Source organism: Fibrella aestuarina BUZ 2, assembly GCF_000331105.1.
Classification (GTDB): Bacteria; Bacteroidota; Bacteroidia; order Cytophagales; family Spirosomataceae; genus Fibrella; species Fibrella aestuarina.
Genome location: NC_020054.1, coordinates 2,462,584 through 2,480,254, shown reverse-complemented (window position 1 = coordinate 2,480,254; position 17,671 = coordinate 2,462,584). Strand labels below are relative to the sequence as shown.

At 58.3% G+C, this 17,671-nt stretch carries 11 protein-coding genes and 1 tRNA gene; 2 read left to right on the top strand and 10 right to left on the bottom strand.

All coding sequences use genetic code 11. The annotated features are described in order from the left end of the window. Positions 1-35 precede the first annotated feature (35 nt). Together FAES_RS10170 and FAES_RS10165 are read right to left on the bottom strand one after the other, a co-directional pair. Positions 36-1,514, bottom strand: a complete 1,479-nt coding sequence (locus tag FAES_RS10170; protein WP_041258788.1) for an LptF/LptG family permease — start codon at positions 1,512-1,514, stop codon at positions 36-38. Between the two features lie 111 nt (positions 1,515-1,625). After that, complete coding sequence (locus tag FAES_RS10165; RefSeq protein WP_015331115.1) at positions 1,626-2,018, bottom strand: START-like domain-containing protein; 393 nt, start codon at positions 2,016-2,018, stop codon at positions 1,626-1,628. Positions 2,019-2,215: 197 nt separating this feature from the next. Here FAES_RS10165 and FAES_RS10160 point away from each other — a divergent pair. Next, a tRNA-Met gene (locus FAES_RS10160) sits at positions 2,216-2,289 on the top strand. Positions 2,290-2,674: 385 nt separating this feature from the next. Beyond that, a complete protein-coding gene (locus FAES_RS10150) occupies positions 2,675-4,444 on the top strand; it encodes an alpha-L-fucosidase (RefSeq protein ID WP_015331114.1) in 1,770 nt (589 codons plus the stop codon). 251 nt (positions 4,445-4,695) lie between these two features. On the opposite strand, the gene FAES_RS10145 is transcribed toward FAES_RS10150, so the two are convergent. From FAES_RS10145 to FAES_RS10110, 8 genes are all read right to left on the bottom strand, one after another. After that, the gene (locus FAES_RS10145) at positions 4,696-7,341 is read right to left on the bottom strand and encodes a M14 family zinc carboxypeptidase (protein ID WP_015331113.1); all 2,646 of its coding nucleotides are present in this window, start codon (positions 7,339-7,341) and stop codon (positions 4,696-4,698) included. A 66-nt stretch (positions 7,342-7,407) separates the two neighbouring features. Next, positions 7,408-8,439 carry an LLM class flavin-dependent oxidoreductase gene (locus tag FAES_RS10140; RefSeq protein WP_015331112.1) on the bottom strand — a complete coding sequence of 344 codons (1,032 nt, stop codon included), beginning with the start codon at positions 8,437-8,439 and terminating at the stop codon, positions 7,408-7,410. Continuing rightward, positions 8,436-9,473, bottom strand: coding sequence for an ATP-grasp domain-containing protein (locus FAES_RS10135; RefSeq protein ID WP_051054062.1), 1,038 nt, complete (start codon positions 9,471-9,473; stop codon positions 8,436-8,438). Before FAES_RS10135 ends, FAES_RS10140 begins: the two co-directional genes overlap by 4 nt. A 22-nt stretch (positions 9,474-9,495) precedes the next feature. Next, entirely contained in the window at positions 9,496-10,827 is a 1,332-nt protein-coding gene (locus FAES_RS10130) for a RagB/SusD family nutrient uptake outer membrane protein (protein WP_015331110.1), read from the bottom strand. Between the two features lie 17 nt (positions 10,828-10,844). Then, positions 10,845-13,850, bottom strand: coding sequence for a SusC/RagA family TonB-linked outer membrane protein (locus tag FAES_RS10125; protein WP_015331109.1), 3,006 nt, complete (start codon positions 13,848-13,850; stop codon positions 10,845-10,847). Between the two features lie 171 nt (positions 13,851-14,021). Further along, the gene (locus tag FAES_RS10120) at positions 14,022-15,302 is read right to left on the bottom strand and encodes a peroxiredoxin family protein (RefSeq protein ID WP_015331108.1); all 1,281 of its coding nucleotides are present in this window, start codon (positions 15,300-15,302) and stop codon (positions 14,022-14,024) included. Positions 15,303-15,365: 63 nt separating this feature from the next. After that, positions 15,366-16,586, bottom strand: coding sequence for a sterol desaturase family protein (locus tag FAES_RS10115; protein WP_015331107.1), 1,221 nt, complete (start codon positions 16,584-16,586; stop codon positions 15,366-15,368). Positions 16,587-16,743: 157 nt separating this feature from the next. After that, positions 16,744-17,574: a DUF2490 domain-containing protein gene (locus FAES_RS10110; RefSeq protein ID WP_015331106.1), complete on the bottom strand. Its 831-nt coding sequence runs from the start codon at positions 17,572-17,574 to the stop codon at positions 16,744-16,746. Between the last annotated feature and the right edge of the window lie 97 nt (positions 17,575-17,671).

Genomic DNA, 17,671 nt, shown 5'->3' with positions numbered 1-17,671 from the left:
GAAACGGGAGACTTTTTTGCCAGTAACGCCTTTTGTCAGCCTACGCTGGCCGTTGCCTCTAGCCCTTTGAAGCGTTTCTTAAGTTTCCCCCACGCGACGGCGTAAGCGTCTTTGTCGAAGATGGCCGAGTCGATTCGGGCTTGCCGGAGTAGGTACAGGCCAATGGGAAACAGCACCATGTTGGCCAGCCAGGCGCCCATCGGTACGGGCCAGGCGCCGTCTTTGGCAAACTTATCGCCCAGCAACGTCAGCACATAGAGGACGATAAAGAAGATGATCGACACCAGCACAGGCAGGCCAAAGCCCCCCTTGCGGATGATGGCCCCCAGCGGCGCCCCGATCAGGAACATGATAAATACCGAGATCGCCTGCGTGAATTTGTGGTGGCTCTCCAGGTCGTACTGATACGAGCTTTTCTCCTTCTCTTTCAGGTAAATAATATTCGACTGCGCGTAAGACAGCATGTTCTGCGCCTGCGTCACGGCCTGCGCTTCAATTTCAATGGGGTTCGACGTGCGCGGTGTAAAGGCCAGCAGGCTGTCGACCCACTTGCCGTCGCGCACCCGCTTGGCCTGCACGACCGCGTCGGCTTTGAAGTGGTAGTTGTAATAGTTACGCGACGAACCGGCCACGCCCATACTGGCCCGAACGGCGTCTTTTTGCAGCGAATCGGAAATGGCGCGCAGTTCCGACAGCGTTTTCATATAAGGGTGATACTCGAACTGCTGTTCGTCGGTGCGGTGCAGACCAAAGGATTCGAGGCTGATGACCAGCTTATAATGCTTGAAGCCGTTGCGCAGAAATTGAGTGGCTTTCGGAATACCGGTACCCGTATACGACACCGACCGGCCATCGTTATATTCCTGATAATCGTTGCCGTTATTCAGTTCAAAAACCAGATACGACCGGCTGGGATCGGTATACATCCGGCCCGATTTTGCCAGGATGATTTCCCGGTTACCCGTTTCGACGCCCGACGTATTGTGTTTGTAGATAACCAGGTTCGTTAGTGAGTCGCCAAACTTCCGGTCGACTTTAATGCTGTAGCCGGGCAGGTCATTGTAGAAAATCCCCTCCTTGATGTTGAGCGTTGCTTTGGCCGTCTTGATGTCGTACAGCAGGCTGTAGGCCTTGAGGTTGGCCCAGGGCGACACACTATTATTGAACCAGAACGAGAACCCCATGAACACAAACGCCAGCAACAGCAGCGGGCGCAGGGCACGCGTGAGTGAGATGCCCGCGCTCTTCATGGCGGTGAGCTCGAAGAACTCGCCCAGGTTCCCGAAGGTCATCAGCGACGACAGCAGCACCGCCAGCGGCAGGGCAGTCGGGATGGTCAGAACGGCAAAGAAGTAGAGCAGCCGCCCAAACGTGACCAGCGTAATGTCTTTCGAGACAAAATCGTCGATATACAACATCAGCAGCCGCATCAGGAAGATAAAGATGACGACGGCTAGCGTGAGGAAGAAAGGCCCGAAAAACGACTTGAGGATTAGTTTATCTATTTTTTTCACTCCACAAATGAACAGTTCGTGCGGCGGTGTGCCCACAGAAGGCTACGTACGTAACGACCGCCACAGGCTGCATTGTTCACGGGTAGGGCACTCATTAGTTATTTTTAACAGTCAGGACCCGACGATCTCCTTCAGTTTGTCGAGGAGGCCATCCCACATATCCTGCAATTCGTCTTCGTCAAGGTTGGTCGAGTAGTCGGTGATGCGTAGGTACGTTGCCTGCGTCAGTTCGCTCACGTCGAGGCGGAAATCGACGTAGTTGCTGTCGTGGCCATTTTCGCCGGTGTTCAGAAATTCGAAGCGTACGCTTTTGTTCTGGCGCAGTGAGGTCTGGCGGGCCGGGTGACTCTCGTTATCCCAGATGAAATCGTATTTATGGTCGGGTAAGGTATTGACTTTCGCGGCGAACCACTGCGATAGCCCCGAGGCAGTGCTGATGTAGGGGAAGAGTACTTTGGGAGAGGCCCGGAGTTCGTACTCAGTCACAAACTTTAATTTCTCCATGGTAGGGAGTCAACAAAAAACGTGATCAATCTAACCGTACTTGTTACCTGCAAGCCACTCAGTTTCACTTGGGAAACGGGCGCTGATCCGGGGGTGGTGCGGGTAAGGTTTTAGCAAGGTAACGGAAAAAATATACTAAATACAAGGCCCGGCCGTTGACCGAAAAAAATAAAAAGCGTACTTTTGCAGAACATTACGGCGGGGTAGCTCAGATGGTTAGAGCGTAGGATTCATAACCCTAAGGTCGGCAGTTCGATCCTGCTCCCCGCTACATGCTCAAGCCTGCTGCTCACCCAGCGGGCTTTTTTTGTGCCCGTCTCTACGTCCCGAAAGGGCGGCCTGGCCAAACGTTGGCCCATCCCGTACGACGCCTAAGATGGAAAAGCTCGGAGACCAGTACACCAGGCTCACGACTGCCCACTTCGTTACAAAACAGGCCCTCGGCGCCGGGAATGGGCCTAACGTAACGTAGTCACCCCGATAAGCCTGCTGCTTTTGGACTACCATAGGGTTGGTGGCAAGGCCCGATTCGCTATGATACAATCGGATCGTTTGCTGAGCCTATTCTTGCCTGAGCGGTCAAGTAACGGCCTTTTTGCGGTTATTGCCCGACAATTGACGGGCATAAAAGCCAATCTGGTTTGTACTAGAGACGCATGAAAACAACAGTTCGACTACTCTTCGTGATGGCTACGTTGCCGTTGGGCCTGCAAGCCCAACGCGCCGTATCGCCAGGCAAGTCCTTATCCATTGTACCGGCAGCCATCCCCTCATTGCCGCCCAAACAACCCATCGACAGCGTAGCGATAGCCGACTGGAAAACGTTTCCAGAAGTTAAGCTTACGCTGCCCATTGCGAGTGGTCCGTTCCAGCCAACCTGGGAATCGATCGAGAAAAACTACCCCGGTGTACCGGCCTGGCTCAGAGAGGCCAAGTTTGGCATCTGGGTACATTTCGGGCCACAGTCTGCGGGGCAAAGTGGCGACTGGTATGCCCGAAAGCTTTACGTAGAAGGGACTCCCGCTTATAAGAACCACCTCAAAAATTATGGTCACCCCTCAAAGGTTGGCTATAAGGAAGTGCTGCGCGACTGGAACCCAACGAAACTTAACCCGAACACACTGGCCAAGATCTATAAAGACGCCGGGGCCAAGTTCCTGTTAATTCAGGGCGTTCATCATGATAATTTCGATCTATGGAATTCCCGCTACCACCCCTGGAATTCCGTTAACGTTGGCCTCAAACGTGATCTGATTGGCGAATGGGCAAAAGCTTGCCAAAGCGAGGGGCTGCGTTTCGGCGTTACATTCCACCACGAGTATACCTGGTGGTGGTGGCAGGCGGCCTTCGGCAGCGACAAAGAGGGAAGTATGAAGGGCGTTCCCTATGACGCGAACCTGACGCTTGCCGACGGGAAAGGAAAATGGTGGCAAGGGCTCGACCCCCGCCTGTTGTATGGGATCGATCTTCGCGAGTATAAGGGCGTCTCTGAAGCTGCTTATTCGAAATGGTCACCACCGCCCGCGGGTATCTTCAGTAAGCACCTCGACTACGGCAAGTGGTACGCAACCCAATGGGCTCAGCGCATGATGGATGTCGTTGACCAGTACAGTCCCGATTTTATCTACACCGACGGCACGTCTGATCAACCCTTCAGTGGGAACGGTACGGGCGTAGGGTTAAAGGCGGATGCTATGCAGCGGGTCATTGCCGACTTTTACAACCGAACGCTTCAGCGCCGAGGAAAGGCCGATGTGTTCAGCATCGTCAAATTCCGTCACCATACCAACGGCACGGTGAATACGGAGGAATTTGGTATCCCCGAAGCGATTAATTCGTCGGAACCCTGGATCGCCGAAACGCCCGTGGGCGACTGGTTTTACGCCCCCAATTTTGTCTATGATTCAGGGATGATGCTGAAATACATCATCGAAGCCATAGCCCGGGACGGTAATGCCGCCATTTGTATTTCGCTGCTGCCGGATGGCTCACTGGACAAAGGAAGCCAGACGATGCTGAATGAAGTAGGAGACTGGATGCGGCGAAACGGCGAAGCTGTTTATGGTAGTCGGGCCTGGCGGATACCCGGCGAAGGCGAACAGGTTAACGGCAAACTTAACATGCTACCGGGAGGCGCCTTGGGCCGTCGTCACGCCGAATTTGTCTTTACGTCGGCCGACTTCCGATTCACCGTCGGCAAGAATGGCGCTTTGTACGCATTCAGCATGGTGGCGCCCCAGCCAAGCACCGAACTGCTCATTAAGTCGTTGGGGACTACTGCCAACCTGCTCGACAAACCCATCAAGACCGTAAACCTGTTAGGCTATAAAAAGGCCGTAACGTGGAGACAAACGGCAGAAGGGCTACGAATCACTTACCCCCAGGACGGGTCATGCAAGACATCGGCCGTGTTTAGAATCGAGTGATCTGTTCGATCGCGGGCCGGCGCAGTTATCGCCGTGCCAATGCGGCGATTAGCTAAAACGTAACGCTGCTCCATCGACCAGTCATGCATGTTCAGACTTATCGATGGAGCAGCGCTGCATCAGGCGCAGGCTACGCGCTATAGGCTGAGCCAATAGCACAAGTAGCGCGGTAGTATATCATAGGTACGTGGATTACCCACCACGGCTCCATAGTGGCCCGCATTGCCGGGCGCAGGCTTGTACGCCAAATATCACTCCTCGGCGGTTGGCAAGGCCGTAGGAGCATTCAGCAACGGACCATATAACAAGGCATTAACCAGCAACCGCGACGTACCGTGCCAGTACGACCGAAACGCCGGGTCGTCGGCAAACAGCACGACCCGGCCCTGCCCCTCGGGGCTAACGACGACCGCCGCCGAGTTGCCGATTTTCTTCAGGTTATCTTTTGATACGTACCCACTCACAAAGGGTGTAGCCGTGTACTTCACCACCGTGTTGTACGGGCTACTGCCCGATTTCAGGTACGTTGTTCCATTGCGGAAAACAAACAGCCGCCGGTCGGTCAAGCCAAAACCGAGGGGGTGGGTAATGTCCACATCGGCCGTGTAGATCGAGCCCGCCACAGCACGGGTGCCTTCCCGCTCACGTACCCGCTCAAAATCGACTCGCTCTGCGGCTTTGGTCGTATCGGGTTTGCTGGTAGCCAGCAGGTTCTCGCGCACCAGCCCCTGGCGAATGGCCCATTCCGACGCCGTTTTGGTAGTGATGAGCGTACCGCCGTTCTCTACCCAGCTTTTTAGTTTCCCAACCGTATTCTTGTCGATCGAATTGTATTGACCACCCACCAGCACGACGGTGTTGTAGCGGCTCCAGTCGGCGCGGGCCAGGCTACCCAGGTCGAGTTTGGTAACGGGCAGTTGCAGGTGCTCGCTCGTCAGAAACCAGACTTCGCCGGCCTCCGACGGGTTCACGCCCGGCCCCACCACCAGGGCCACCTCCGGCTTACGGAGGCTTCGGATATTGTTACTACCCAGATCGATACCCTGCGCACTGAAGCCCGTCGACACGCCCGTAAAGGTCACGCCGGCCTGCCGCCCAATGGCCGCTACCAGCCGATATAGTGAATCGGGCGCCTGCTTCTGCCCGGCTACCGGCACTATAATAGAGCCATAGCTATAGTCTGTGTTTCCAGCCGGTCGTGGTAACGACTGCGCCCCCGATCCGGTCTGCGCTACGGGTGACTGAATCCGAAACGGCTTGAACGATACCTTGGTGAGCACTCCGGCCTGCTGCAACCGCGATACGGCCTGCGCCGTATGGTAGTCGGCTCCGCTGACCACGTAGGCGACCGGCGAAGGGCCGCCCACCACGCCCCCGGCGATGGTCGGCAGGTTTTTGACCGGCTCCCCCTTCACCAACGACGTTTCTTTCAGCTTGGCATACGGCAAGCCATACCCGTGCACCAGCGACCAGCCCGTAACATCGTAAAAAACGCTGTCGTGGAAAGCGGTCACCTCCTCAAACAGCGAGTGCACCAGCCGATAGTGCGGCTGTGCGGTTGGCACCACGTATGCCGCGCCCGGCGCGAATGATTTACCACCAGCCTGCGCAGCCTGTTGCAGGGCATAAAACTGGATGTTGTGTTGCAGCAATACGTCGGCAAACCGCCGGGTCAGGTTGGGATCGGTGGCGGCCCCGAACACGTAGGCTTTGGTAGGAAACTTAGCCGCGTCCGTCAGCGCCGAAGCAAAGAAATCGCGCTGGTGTTTCAGGTATAGCTCTTTCTCTTCGACGGCACCCTGCACGGCAGCCAGTCCGGTGCGCAGGTGATTGCGGATGGTAAACGGAAATGTAACCGTACCGTTGCTCCCCTCCTGCGCCAGCCCCCGCGAGCTGCCCACTTCAAACGTAACGCCTACGCCGCCCGTGAAGTCGGGGTACGTTGAGCCGTAGATGGGCGAGAGGTTATCAAATTGTTCTTTGGTCCAGTAGAGCGAGCCAACGCCGTCGAGCGCGCGGGCGAAATACCGGGCCAGCCGCACGTTCAGCACGTCGTAGGTAGCCCGGGGAATCAGGTCGTTTTCGGTGCTGAAGGGCTTCGACGGCTCAAAATAGTACGTGCTGCTCGTCCCCATCTCGTGAAAGTCGATCATGACATTGGGGAGCCATTCGTGATGAAACTTCATGCGGTTGCGGCTCTCCACATGCGCCAGCGGCAGCCAGTCCCGGTTGAGGTCGTTGAGGTAATGGTTATACCGTCCGTTGGGCCAGCCTTCGTTATGCTCCCTGTCAGCGGGGTCGGTTACGGCCGGAAACGACTTGTGCTGATTGAACCATTGCGTAGCCCGGTCGCGCCCGTCGGGGTTTTCGGCGGGGTCGATCGTGACCACGGCTTCCGACAGCCAGCGCGTCACCTCGGCGTTGGTGGAGGCGGTCAAGTAATAGGCCGTGAGCATGGCGGCTTCGCTGCTCGAGCTTTCGTTGCCATGTACGGTATACGCCAAATGCACCACCACGGGTAGTTTGGCGTAGTCGGGGGCGGGCGTTTTCGGGTCGGCCAGCGTAAGGTGCTGCTGCCGCAACTGCGCCAGATTACGTTGGTTGGCGGCCGACGTAAAAAACGCAATCACCTGCGGCCGTTCTTCGTACGTTTTCCCGATGGGCTGCAAACTGACCTTATCCGACAGCCGATCGAGCTCTTTCAGGTAGTCAACGATACGGTCGTAGCGCGTAAAGTGGGACCCCACGGGGTAACCCAGAAATTGCTCCGGCGTCGGAATAGCCGGGTCGAAACCACCCTTTTCGTCGGGAAAATAGTAGCTGGTTTGCGCCTGTACGCGCGACGCCACACCCCACAACACCAGCAGGGCAAGGCAACGTAGTAACCTGTTTGTCATTGTCGTATTCTGTTTTTGGCTTAAAAAGAATTCCTAAATCGCTGACCAGATCATGACCGGTTCGAGCTACGCCAGTACCCGGATGACCGCTTCCGAAAAGCGTTCCATCTCTTCCAGTTGCGGGCTGCATTGCAGCAGCAAAAAATCAACGCCGACGGCCTCAAACTGGGCTACCCGCGCCGCCACCTGATCGGGTGTACCCGCCAGACCGGAACGCAGGCCCCGGTTAGAAACGGAGTAATCTTCCAGCGACGGCTTTTTCTCCAGCTGCGTGCCGGCCAGCCATTGCTGGTAGTTTTTGTAGCCCGCAGCCGAACCGTTGACATTCGTGATTCGGTCGATTTCCCGTTTCACTTCGGCTTCCGTGTTCCGCACAATCGAGTAAGCCGCCACGCCGAATTTCATGGGCGGCAGGTCGGGCCGGAGCCGCTCGCGCCGGTGGCGAAGATCCGCAATGCGCCGACCGATGCCTTCCGGATCGTCGCCGTGCATCACGTACCCATCGCATTGGGCGGCAATCAGGTTTTTAGCGGCTTCCGATTCCCCCCCGGCGTAGATGAACGGGCGGGGCTGCGCGATCGGTTTGGGTTGCAGGATGCTGTCCTCAACGCGGTAATACTTGCCCTCAAACGAGAAATGGTCCCGCTTCCAGAGGTTATCGACCACGTGCAGCCACTCCGCCGTGCGGGCATAGCGGTCATCGTGCTGCTCAAAATGCACCCCGTACTTGCGGGCTTCGTCCTGCCACCACGACGAGACGACGTTCAGGGTCAGGCGCCCCCCGCTGATGTGGTCGATGTTAGCGGCCTGTTTCGCCAGCAAGGCCGGCTGGTGAAACGTGGGGCGAACGGCGACCATCAATTCGATGCGCTCCGTGACGGCGGCCAGCGCAGCCGCCGTAGACCAGGCGTCGAGCGACGGGGCATCTTCGCCCTTGATGTCGTTGAGGTTCAATTCCGCAATGAGCGTCAGGTCGTAGCCCCAATCTTCCGATTTCCGGGCCAGTTGTTTCACATACGACCAGTCGGGGCGCATCTGTTCGTCATCGACGTTGCGGAGCCAGCCGCCAAAAACGGGGAGCCAATAGCCAAATTTCATGGAGCGTAGGTATGTTTAAATGAAGCGATGGTATCGGCCTGCTGGTCCGAGCCAGCCTGCCGATACGTCTGGCGTTGTGTTTCGAGGTAATCGACAAAGCGGGCATACGGGTCGAACCCCACCACGTTGACCGCATCGGCCACGAAGTTTGACAGCGCGTTGATATCGTAGAACAGCACCGACCCCGTTTCGTCGGAGATCAGGTACTCCACCCCACCCACGTCGATCTGAGCGGCTTTCGCAATACGCTCGACGTCGGCAATAATGGCCGAAGGGGGCATATACACTTCCACCTGAATGCCTTTTTTGGGGGCGTCGGTAAGGCAGAACTCAGCGGAAGGAGCTTCCGGTATGGCGCAGATTTCGGCGGGGCACAGGTTAAAACTTTGCCCGGTGGTGAAGACCTTCATGGCGTACAGAAACCGGCCGTTCAGTGTCTCGACCCGCACGATATGCCCGCCACGCGGCTGCACAAATTCCTGCACCAGCGCCGTCTGGTCGATACCCAGATCGATCTGACCGGCCTCGACAGTTGCCTGCAACCCCTCCGGCGTGTCGAAACGGACAATCCCTGCCCCGGCCCCGCCGATATTCACCTTGACCACCAGCGGGAAGCGCAGTTGCGCCGCCGCCAGCGGAATCTGCGACACGTGGTTGACCACGCGGCTTTTCGGGAAAGCCAGCCCCAGTTGGGCCAGCAGCGAAAGCTGGCGGGCCTTGTTGGTTTCGATGCTGGTAGCGACCGTTCCATTGATGACCCGCACGCCAAGGCGTTCCAAATGAGTCAGGTAACCCGCCGTGTGAAAAATACCCTGCCCATTGCCCCGCAGGTAGGCCGACGAACTCATCCGGTTCACGACCAGGCTATACGGGCTACTCGTCTCCGACGGGTCATATTGATGATGTGCCGCGTCGATGCGGTCGTAGGAAATACCCCGCCGATCCAGCTCGGCGAAGAGTGGTTTAAACCATTCCGGGTGTTCGTAATAGATGCCAATGGGGCGGTCCACGCCCGGCGTTTGTTGAGTACTCATGTTCTTGGGATGAAAAATTGGTTCAGTACCCCGGGTTCTGTTCCAGATCGGGGTCGGCGGCAATATCGTTGAACGGAATGGGGAATAGCCACTTGCGCGCGTCGGTAATGCCCAGCACAGCGCCGGCGCGGCCCGTGCGGACCAGATCGAACCAGCGGTGGGCTTCAAAGGCAAATTCAACGCGCCGCTCGTCTTCAATCGCCAGCAACACCGCCTCAGCCGTAGTGGCCGTTGCCGCCGGCACGCCGGCCCGACTACGCACCGCATTCAGGTCGGCCAGCGCGTCAGCTAGTTTACCCTGACGCGCTCTGGCCTCTGCCCGGATCAGGTAGACCTCGGCGATACGGATAATGTAGGCCGGGTCATCGCGCTGGGCGGCCCGGTTGTAAAGGTTTCCGTACACAAAATCAGTCGAGCCAACCCGCACGGTAGCCAGCAGGGCAGCACTGCGGTTGCCCCCTGCGCTGGCGTTGTTAACGAGCGTTATGAGTTCCGGCGTGGGTTGCAGGGTATACTGGCCGCCCAGCGCACTCGGATACCAGTTGTTCCACTGGTTGTTCTGGTCGGCGATGCTGTAGGTCAGTTCCAGCACCGATTCGGTACTCCCAAACGGGGCCGCTGAAAAGGCCCGGTATGGGGTAACCAGCCGGTAATTGGTGTTGCCCAGCACCTGCGTGGCGTAGGTTTCGGCCTCGGCCCACTGTTGCCGGTACAGGTGCAGCCGCGCCCGCAGGGCACGCGCCGTGTTTTTGGTGGCCCGGTTGCGGGTGGCAGCATCGGGCAGTAGGCGTTCGGCTTCGGTCAGGTCGGCCAGCACCTGATCGTAGGTTTGCGCCACCGTACTGCGCCGGATACCTCGCCCATCGGCCGCCGAGCGGGTGGGCTTCAGCACCAGCGGCACGCCCCCCCAGCCCCGTGCCAAGTCGAAATAGGCCAGCGACCGGATGAAGAAGGCTTCGCCCAGCAACTGGTTTTTCTCGGCCGTCGGCAGCAGCGGATCGGTGAGGTCAGGCAGGGCCGCCAGCACGTTATTGGCCGAATTGATCGTCTGGTAAAGCTGCGTCCAAGTGTCGGTAATAATGACATTGTCGGCACTCAGCGCATTCTGGTCGAGCTGGTTAAACTGGTTGAGCGTACCGTTGAAGCGGACATTGTCGCCGGGCAGATACCCCAGCACCGGGTAATTCAGCTGGTAGTAATTCTGTACCTGGCTATACGTACCCAGCAGCGCCGCGCGGGCGCTACCGGCATCGGTAATGGCCCGATTATCGGGCAGTTGCTGGAACGGTTGTACGTCGAGGGTGTTGCACGACGCCAGCGCGACCAACAGGAAGAGGTAGGCAAATGCTTTCATACACTAGTGGAGATGGGTTATAAGCCAATGGTCAAGCCGACCTGTAGCGTGCGGGGTTGCGGCACGGTGGCCCAGTCGAAGTTTTTGGTGTTGCCGACGCCGCTCTGTGAATTCACCTCAGGATCGAGCCCCGAGTAAGGCGTCAGCGTGAAGAGGTTGGTCGCCTGCACGTAGGCCCGCACCGACGCAAGCCCCAGCCGACTCACGACGGGTTGCGGCACGGTGTAGCCCAGCGACAGCGTACGGAGTCGCACAAACGATCCGTCTTCGAGATAGCGGTCGCTCAGGTTCTGCACAATGCCGCCGTAGTTATTGTTGTTTGGGTTAGTGGTCAGGCGGGGAACGGTCGTCACGTCGCCGTCCCGCTGCCAGCGGTCGAGTTGCTCAGGGAAGTAGCCGATGTTTCGCTGCGTGCCGCCATGCACCAGAAAAAACCGGTTCATGTTCATGATTCTGGCTCCCTGCTCGAAATACAGGTTCAGCCCCAGATCGAATCCTTTATAGGTCAGATTATTGGTGAACCCACCGAAGAAATTAGGCCAGGCATTGCCCACCAATCGTCGGTCGGCCACGGTCAGCGCGCCATCGCCGTTCACGTCCTGGTATTCGGCATCACCGGTTTGGGGGTTCACCCGCGTCTGATGATACAGCCAGAACGAATAGAGGGGCGCTCCCTCTTCGAGCCGGAAAATATCGCGGGAGCCAGTGGTAATGGGGGCCGCGAGCGTTTCGATCCGATTGATGTTGCGCGACAGGTTGAGCGTGCTGCTCCACGTAAACCCAGCCCGGTTGAACCAGTTACCGGTTAGTTGCACTTCAACGCCCCGGTTGCTGACCGCCCCAAAATTCTGCACCACCGAACTGTAGCCCAGTTTGCGCGGTACAGGTACGTTCAGCAGCAGCCCATACGTGTATTTATCGTAGTAATTGAGTTCGACAAACAGGCGCCGTTTCAGCACCGCCACGTCCAGACCTACGTTCCACTGGCGGGTCGTTTCCCAGCTCAGGTCCGAATTGGCCAGTTGGAGCGGGGCCGTGCCGGGCAGATCGAGGTAGTTGGCCCCACCCTGCCATAGCCCCAGCGAGGCAAAATCGCTGATGCCGGCCTGGTTGCCGGTGAGCCCCCAGCTCGCCCGAAGTTTCAGTTCATCGAAGGTATTCAGGTCGCGCACGAACGCCTCTTCGGATAACCGCCAGCCCAGCCCGACCGACGGGAAATAGCCCCACCGCCGCGACACCCCAAACCGGCTCGATGCATCGGCCCGCAGGCTGGCATCGAGCGAGTAGCGGTCTCGGAAGCTGTAGTTAGCCTTACCGAAAAACGAGAGCAGTCCAGCCTGTGAGCGGGTCGACGAGCCCGTCTGCGTGGCCGAAGAAGCAATCGTTTGCAGATCATTTGACGGAAACTGCTGTCCGCTGAGCGTGGTCCGTTGAAAGGTGTTTTGCTGAATCGTGTTGCCCACCAGCACCTGTACCGAATGCCGGTCGGCGAAGGTCTGGCGGTAGGTCAGCACCTGTTCGTTGAGCAGCGTTATGTCGCGCGACAGAAACGACGTGGCCGTGCCGCGCGGTTGCCCGGCCAGCAGCAGCGTGTTGTTGTAGTTGTTTTCATACATGTCGTTGAAATCGATGCTCCAGCTGCTCCGCAAACTGAGCGTCGGCAATAGGTCATAGACCCCAAACACGTTGCTGATGATGCGCGACCCAACGGCGTTGTTATTCAGGTTCTGAATCAGCGCCAGATGGTTGTCGAAGTTGCCATATTTGGCATACGACCCGTCGGTGTTGAAAACGGGCAGGTTGGAGCGCGGGTATAGCGCCGAATTGATCACGCCCGCCGGGTTGTTGTCGTTGCTGCTCACGTTCCGAACCGTTCGGGCCAGGGCCGTGCTAGTGCCCAGCCTGAACCGGTCATTCACGCGGTTATCCACGTTGATCCGGAGGCTATACCGTTCGAAGTTGGACGGCCGAACGATCGACTCCTGCCGGAAGTAGCCCCCGCCCACGTAAAACTGGGTTTTGTCGTTGCCACCCGACGCCGAGAGTTCGTAGTTGCTCGTGCGGGCGGTGCGGAACAGGTCGCTGATGCGGTCGTAGGTGGGCTGCTCGTCGGGCAGACCCAGCCCCCCGCTGGCCACCGACCGGTAAGGAACCTGAGCAGGGTTGCCCCCGTCGTTGATGAAGCGCTCGTTTTCTAGCAGGGCCAGTTGGGGACCGTTGACCAGCGAAAACACCTTCGCCGCCCGCGACCAACCCTGGTAGGTGTCGAAAGTGAGCCGCGTCTTACCAGATTTGCCCCGTTTGGTGGTGATGAGCACCACGCCGTTGGCCCCGCGTGAGCCATAAATAGCCGTGGCGTTGGCATCTTTCAGAATCTCGATGCTCTCGATATCGGCGGGGTTCAGATCGGCTATCGGGTTGGAAGGCACCTGGTTGCCCAGCCCGGTCGCTACCAGGTTGGTGTTGTTGATAAACACCCCATCCACCACATACAGGGGGTCGTTGCCCGCGTTGACCGAGTTGGTACCACGTACCCGAATGAAGATGCCGCCCCCAGGTACGCCCGAATTGGCCTGCACCTGTACGCCCGGCGCCCGCCCCTGCAACAGCTGGTCGGGGCTAGCCACGGGAATGGTTTTGAGGTCGGCCCCTTTCACCGTCGAGATGGCGCTGGTCAGCGACTTGCGGCTTTGCTCGCCATAACCCGTAATGACCACTTCAGAGAGCTGCCTTACGTCGGGCTGCAAGGTAAGCGTCAGCGTCGTTCCTACGGGATTGACCTCTTGGGTAACGTACCCAATGGCACTGACAATCAGGGTTGGATTCGTACCGGATAACGAGAGCACAAAACGCCCCTCGGCATTTGTCGTCGTTCCCTGATTGGTGCCTTTGAGGGCAATCGTGACACCGGGTAAGGTTTCCCCGTCTGCCGTCTGTACGATGCCCGAAACCGTCGCGTTCTGTGCCAGCAAACCACGACTCAGTAGCAGTAAAACCACTACCAGTTGATAAAACTTGTGCATTCTTTTGTGTTGGTTACGTGAAAAATGGGGTCGGACCAACGCTTCAGTTGCCAGACCCTTGCTTAGTGCCAGCCAGACCGGTTGCCGCCGTTTTGGCTGGTGTTGACACCACCTGTTCCTTTGCCGAAGACCAGCTGGCGCTACTCGTTTTTACGTCGCGTGCGAATCGGATTAGTTACCGCCGTGAGCCGTTTCGGCAGTCAGTGGTTCGTTCCGAAGCAGTTTGTCAATCGTCTGGTTGAATTCTGCCACGTACTCGTCGTAATACGTACCGGTAGCCGGGCCGGTATAGCCCGTGTGGATCTGCGCGACATTCCCCTGCCGGTCCAGAATGATGGTCGTGGGGAAGGCCAGTACTTTGTTCAGCGCGGGCAGGGCGGCAGACGCCACGTTCTTATCGGCTAGACCCGCAAACAGAATGTCATACTGCACGTCGTAGCGGTTGATGAGCCGGGACAGGGCCGTTTTGGCGAAGGCCAGGTCATTTTTGCGCTCGAACGCCAGCCCGATCACTTCGACACCCCGTTGCCGGTTGGCCTTGTACCAGGGAGCCAGAAAAGCGGTTTCGTCGATGCAGTTGGGGCACCAGCTCCCTAAAATCGTCACGATGACCACTTTGTCTTTGTACTTGGCGTCGGTCAGCGACACGGGTTTACCCGATTCGTCGCCACGATTCACGGCCGGAAAAGTAAAGTCCAGTTTCTTGTAGCCGGGCTTCAGGTACGTCAAGCTGTAGAGGTCGGGCAGTTTGGCCGCCGGATTCTTAACCCCTGTTGCCGGAGAGGCGCCCCGCACGTACCGAAACTCACCCGTCAGCTTGCCATCCGGGCCGATTTCGCCTTGAAAAACGGCGGGCGACGCGCCCGAAAACGCCGATAATGCAAACCGATTGCCCGTTACGTGGCCGTCGAGGTAGCGATAGTCACCCGTGGTTGTCAGGATGGTGCCCGTCACGCGGCTTCCCTGCTGCGAGAATACCCCGACCGTCTGGTTAACGTCGGCCGGATTCCCCGCCGACCGCTGAATCCCGATGTCCCATTTGCCCTCCAGGCTGACCGTGGGGGCTGCCCCCTGCTCGTAGCGATCGCTGCGACCGAACTCGGCTGTGACCGGAATCGGCTGCCCCGACCCGGCCCGGTAGCTGCCCGTCAGGCGGTTGCCCTCCCGTTTAAAGCGGAGTGTCGCGTCGTAGAGCGGAATGGCAATAAACACCGAGTCACCCTGCTGCCGAATACCCGGCAGCGCTTCTCGCTCGCCCGCGTTGAGCAGATAGGCCGTTGTGCCCTTTACCGCAAAGTTGAACGGTACCTTGCCGGTGGCCGTCTGAAACTCGCCCCGGTAAGGGCCCTCTGGCAGCGGCGCGGCCGACTGCGCACATACCCCGGACGATAGCCCGATCAGGCCAGTCAGCAACAGGCTGGCCGAGCGAAAACGTGTTGAGTTAGCATACATAACAGATTGTATTTATCGTGTTCAATGAAAGACGGATTCGGGCTCGTGGCGCAGGCCGGGGCGCTAAGCCAGCCGGGGCGAGCCGTAGAGAAAGGTGAAATAGTAGCGCCGAATGGTGGTCTGGTACACCCACCACGACAGGCCCCCGATGTAGGCCAGCACAATCAGCATCTGCACGCCTGACGCCGCGTAGAGCAACCCCCAGAGTACCAGCAGCCGGGCTAGCTCCAGGTTCAGCACCCACCGCCGTTGTTCCAGCAGCGCCCCCATGTTGATGAGCGTCAGGAGCATAAACAGCGCCGTCAGGGCCTGCACCCAGCCGGGGATGTGCTGTTCCAGCAGCAGAAACACAAACAGAATGAGCAGCACCCCAACCAACTGCCCCAGCACGTATCCCCGGAATCGGCCCCGATTGGCCACGATGGTCGACCGTTGCAGCAACCGCGCTTCCAGCTCGGCCCGGATGCCCGCGTCTACCGTGTCGGGGCGGCCAACGAGCAGTTTTAGTTTGGGGCCAAAGCCCGGCGTTCGCCAGACCGCCACCAGCAGTTCGAGCAGAAAATGAAACTGCTGCCACAGAAAGCTGTGGCTTTTCAGTTGCTTGGTGAGGCCGTAGGTCGGCTCGTCCGTTTCCTCGGCAAACGTGCCAAAGAGTTTGTCCCAGATAATGAACACGTCGCCGTAGTTCTTGTCGAGGTACTGGGGATTGTTGGCGTGGTGAACCCGGTGGTGCGAGGGCGTGACCAGCACGTATTCGAGCCAGCCCAGTTTGCCAACCGTGCGGGTGTGCAGAAAGAAGGGATACAGGCCATGCACCAGCAAGATCGTGGTGATCATCCCCGCCGGAAAACCAAGGATGGGCAGGACACTCCAGAAGCCCGTGCGGATGATCGCCTGAAACACGGTAATCCGGGCCGAAACGGTGAAGTTGAACTCTTCGCTCTGATGATGCACCACGTGAGCCGCCCAGAACAAATTGACCTGATGCCCCAGGCGATGGTACCAGTACCAGACGAAGTCCGTAACGAGGAGCAGGGCAACCCAACTCCAGACGGTGGGCCGGATCGCAAACAGGGCGAACCGCTGATGCAGGTAGTCGTAGAAGCCGTAAATGAGCCCCGCCGCAAACACATCCAGCAGTCGCTCGGCAATGCCGGTACTCAGGTTGGCAACGGTTTCGTTGAAGTGGAAATACGCTTTCCCTTGTCGTTTCGTCAGCCAGTATTCCAGCCCAATCAGCGCGAGGAAAAAAGGAATAGCGTAGGCAAGCCAGTTCGTATCCATAGTCAAGTCAGCAAAACGATACCTGTGTACTAGTGCCCGTTGTCAGTGGGTAGTTAGCACTTATATTCTATCGATTTAGTGCATCTTAAAAGTCCAAGCGACGCCGTAGTGGGCATTCGCCTCCCCGTTACCCGATTTACGTCGATCCGATCCAGGATCAGGAGTCGCCCCGGTTGCTGGCTGGCAGCTTCCCACCTTTTCGCCACCGTCGCAACGGCGCCAGCAGGTTATCGACAGTCAGCACCCCAAACAGCACGTGCGCGTGATCGAACTCCTTCCCGGAATTGCGTTGCTGAATCTGATTGATGTAGCCGATGCTGGCACGCACACTTTTGGTGAGCCCATAAGTAATGCCCCCGTAGAGCCGATTCTGGTCGAAGACATTCGGGTTGGCGCGCACCGCTTCCCCAAACTGAAGAAATAACTCGTCGGACACCGACACCGTGAGCCCGTACTTCACCCAGCTGGCCCGGATGGGTACGTCGAAGCGAGCCTGGTAACGTACCCGCCAGTTGGGCAGGAACACCCCGTTGCTCGCCAGATCGCGCCAGCGCCGTTCCAGGCTGTACCGGTTGGTGTAGCTGAACCGGCGAAAGCGCTGCTCCTGATCGAGCCGGAGGGCAATCCGCCATTCCGCAACGGGCTGCCGTTCGGCCTCGGCGGGGTTGGCAATCAGCAGCCAGCTCTTAAAATAGCCCACCGGCGACAGCCCAACCCGCAACGTAGGACGTACCGCGTAGGTGAGCCAGGGCCAGTAACTGACAAACTGCGGGGCAGCAAACGCATTGAGGCTGCCGGGCTCCCGATTTTGCAACCGTCCCTGTAGGTAGAGTTCCCAGCGCAGTCGGCTGTTGATGGTGTCGGTCAGGGCCAGCCGCCCCCAGACAACCCGATGCTGGTAGTGCGCCTGCCCGAAAGCAGGAGCGCTGATACCCAGCCCAAACAGCCACAAACCAACCAGGCGAGCCAGCGCGTTACCTCGTTTCATTGTCCATGCGGCCAGTCAGCCGTTTTGGTGCGAATCCGTAGGCGTTGGCAACGTACCTGAGTGCTCAGGTACGTTGCCAAAACCAATCGATCGGCGG

What these genes read in the sequence shown, in the direction of transcription:
- FAES_RS10165 (WP_015331115.1), bottom strand. Translation starts at nt 2,018, where the DNA reads ATGGAGAAATTAAAGTTTGTGACTGAGTACGAACTCCGGGCCTCTCCC.
- FAES_RS10150 (WP_015331114.1), top strand. Translation starts at nt 2,675, where the DNA reads ATGAAAACAACAGTTCGACTACTCTTCGTGATGGCTACGTTGCCGTTG.
- FAES_RS10145 (WP_015331113.1), bottom strand. Translation starts at nt 7,341, where the DNA reads ATGACAAACAGGTTACTACGTTGCCTTGCCCTGCTGGTGTTGTGGGGT.
- FAES_RS10140 (WP_015331112.1), bottom strand. Translation starts at nt 8,439, where the DNA reads ATGAAATTTGGCTATTGGCTCCCCGTTTTTGGCGGCTGGCTCCGCAAC.
- FAES_RS10135 (WP_051054062.1), bottom strand. Translation starts at nt 9,473, where the DNA reads ATGAGTACTCAACAAACGCCGGGCGTGGACCGCCCCATTGGCATCTAT.
- FAES_RS10130 (WP_015331110.1), bottom strand. Translation starts at nt 10,827, where the DNA reads ATGAAAGCATTTGCCTACCTCTTCCTGTTGGTCGCGCTGGCGTCGTGC.
- FAES_RS10125 (WP_015331109.1), bottom strand. Translation starts at nt 13,850, where the DNA reads ATGCACAAGTTTTATCAACTGGTAGTGGTTTTACTGCTACTGAGTCGT.
- FAES_RS10120 (WP_015331108.1), bottom strand. Translation starts at nt 15,302, where the DNA reads ATGTATGCTAACTCAACACGTTTTCGCTCGGCCAGCCTGTTGCTGACT.
- FAES_RS10115 (WP_015331107.1), bottom strand. Translation starts at nt 16,586, where the DNA reads ATGGATACGAACTGGCTTGCCTACGCTATTCCTTTTTTCCTCGCGCTG.
- FAES_RS10110 (WP_015331106.1), bottom strand. Translation starts at nt 17,574, where the DNA reads ATGAAACGAGGTAACGCGCTGGCTCGCCTGGTTGGTTTGTGGCTGTTT.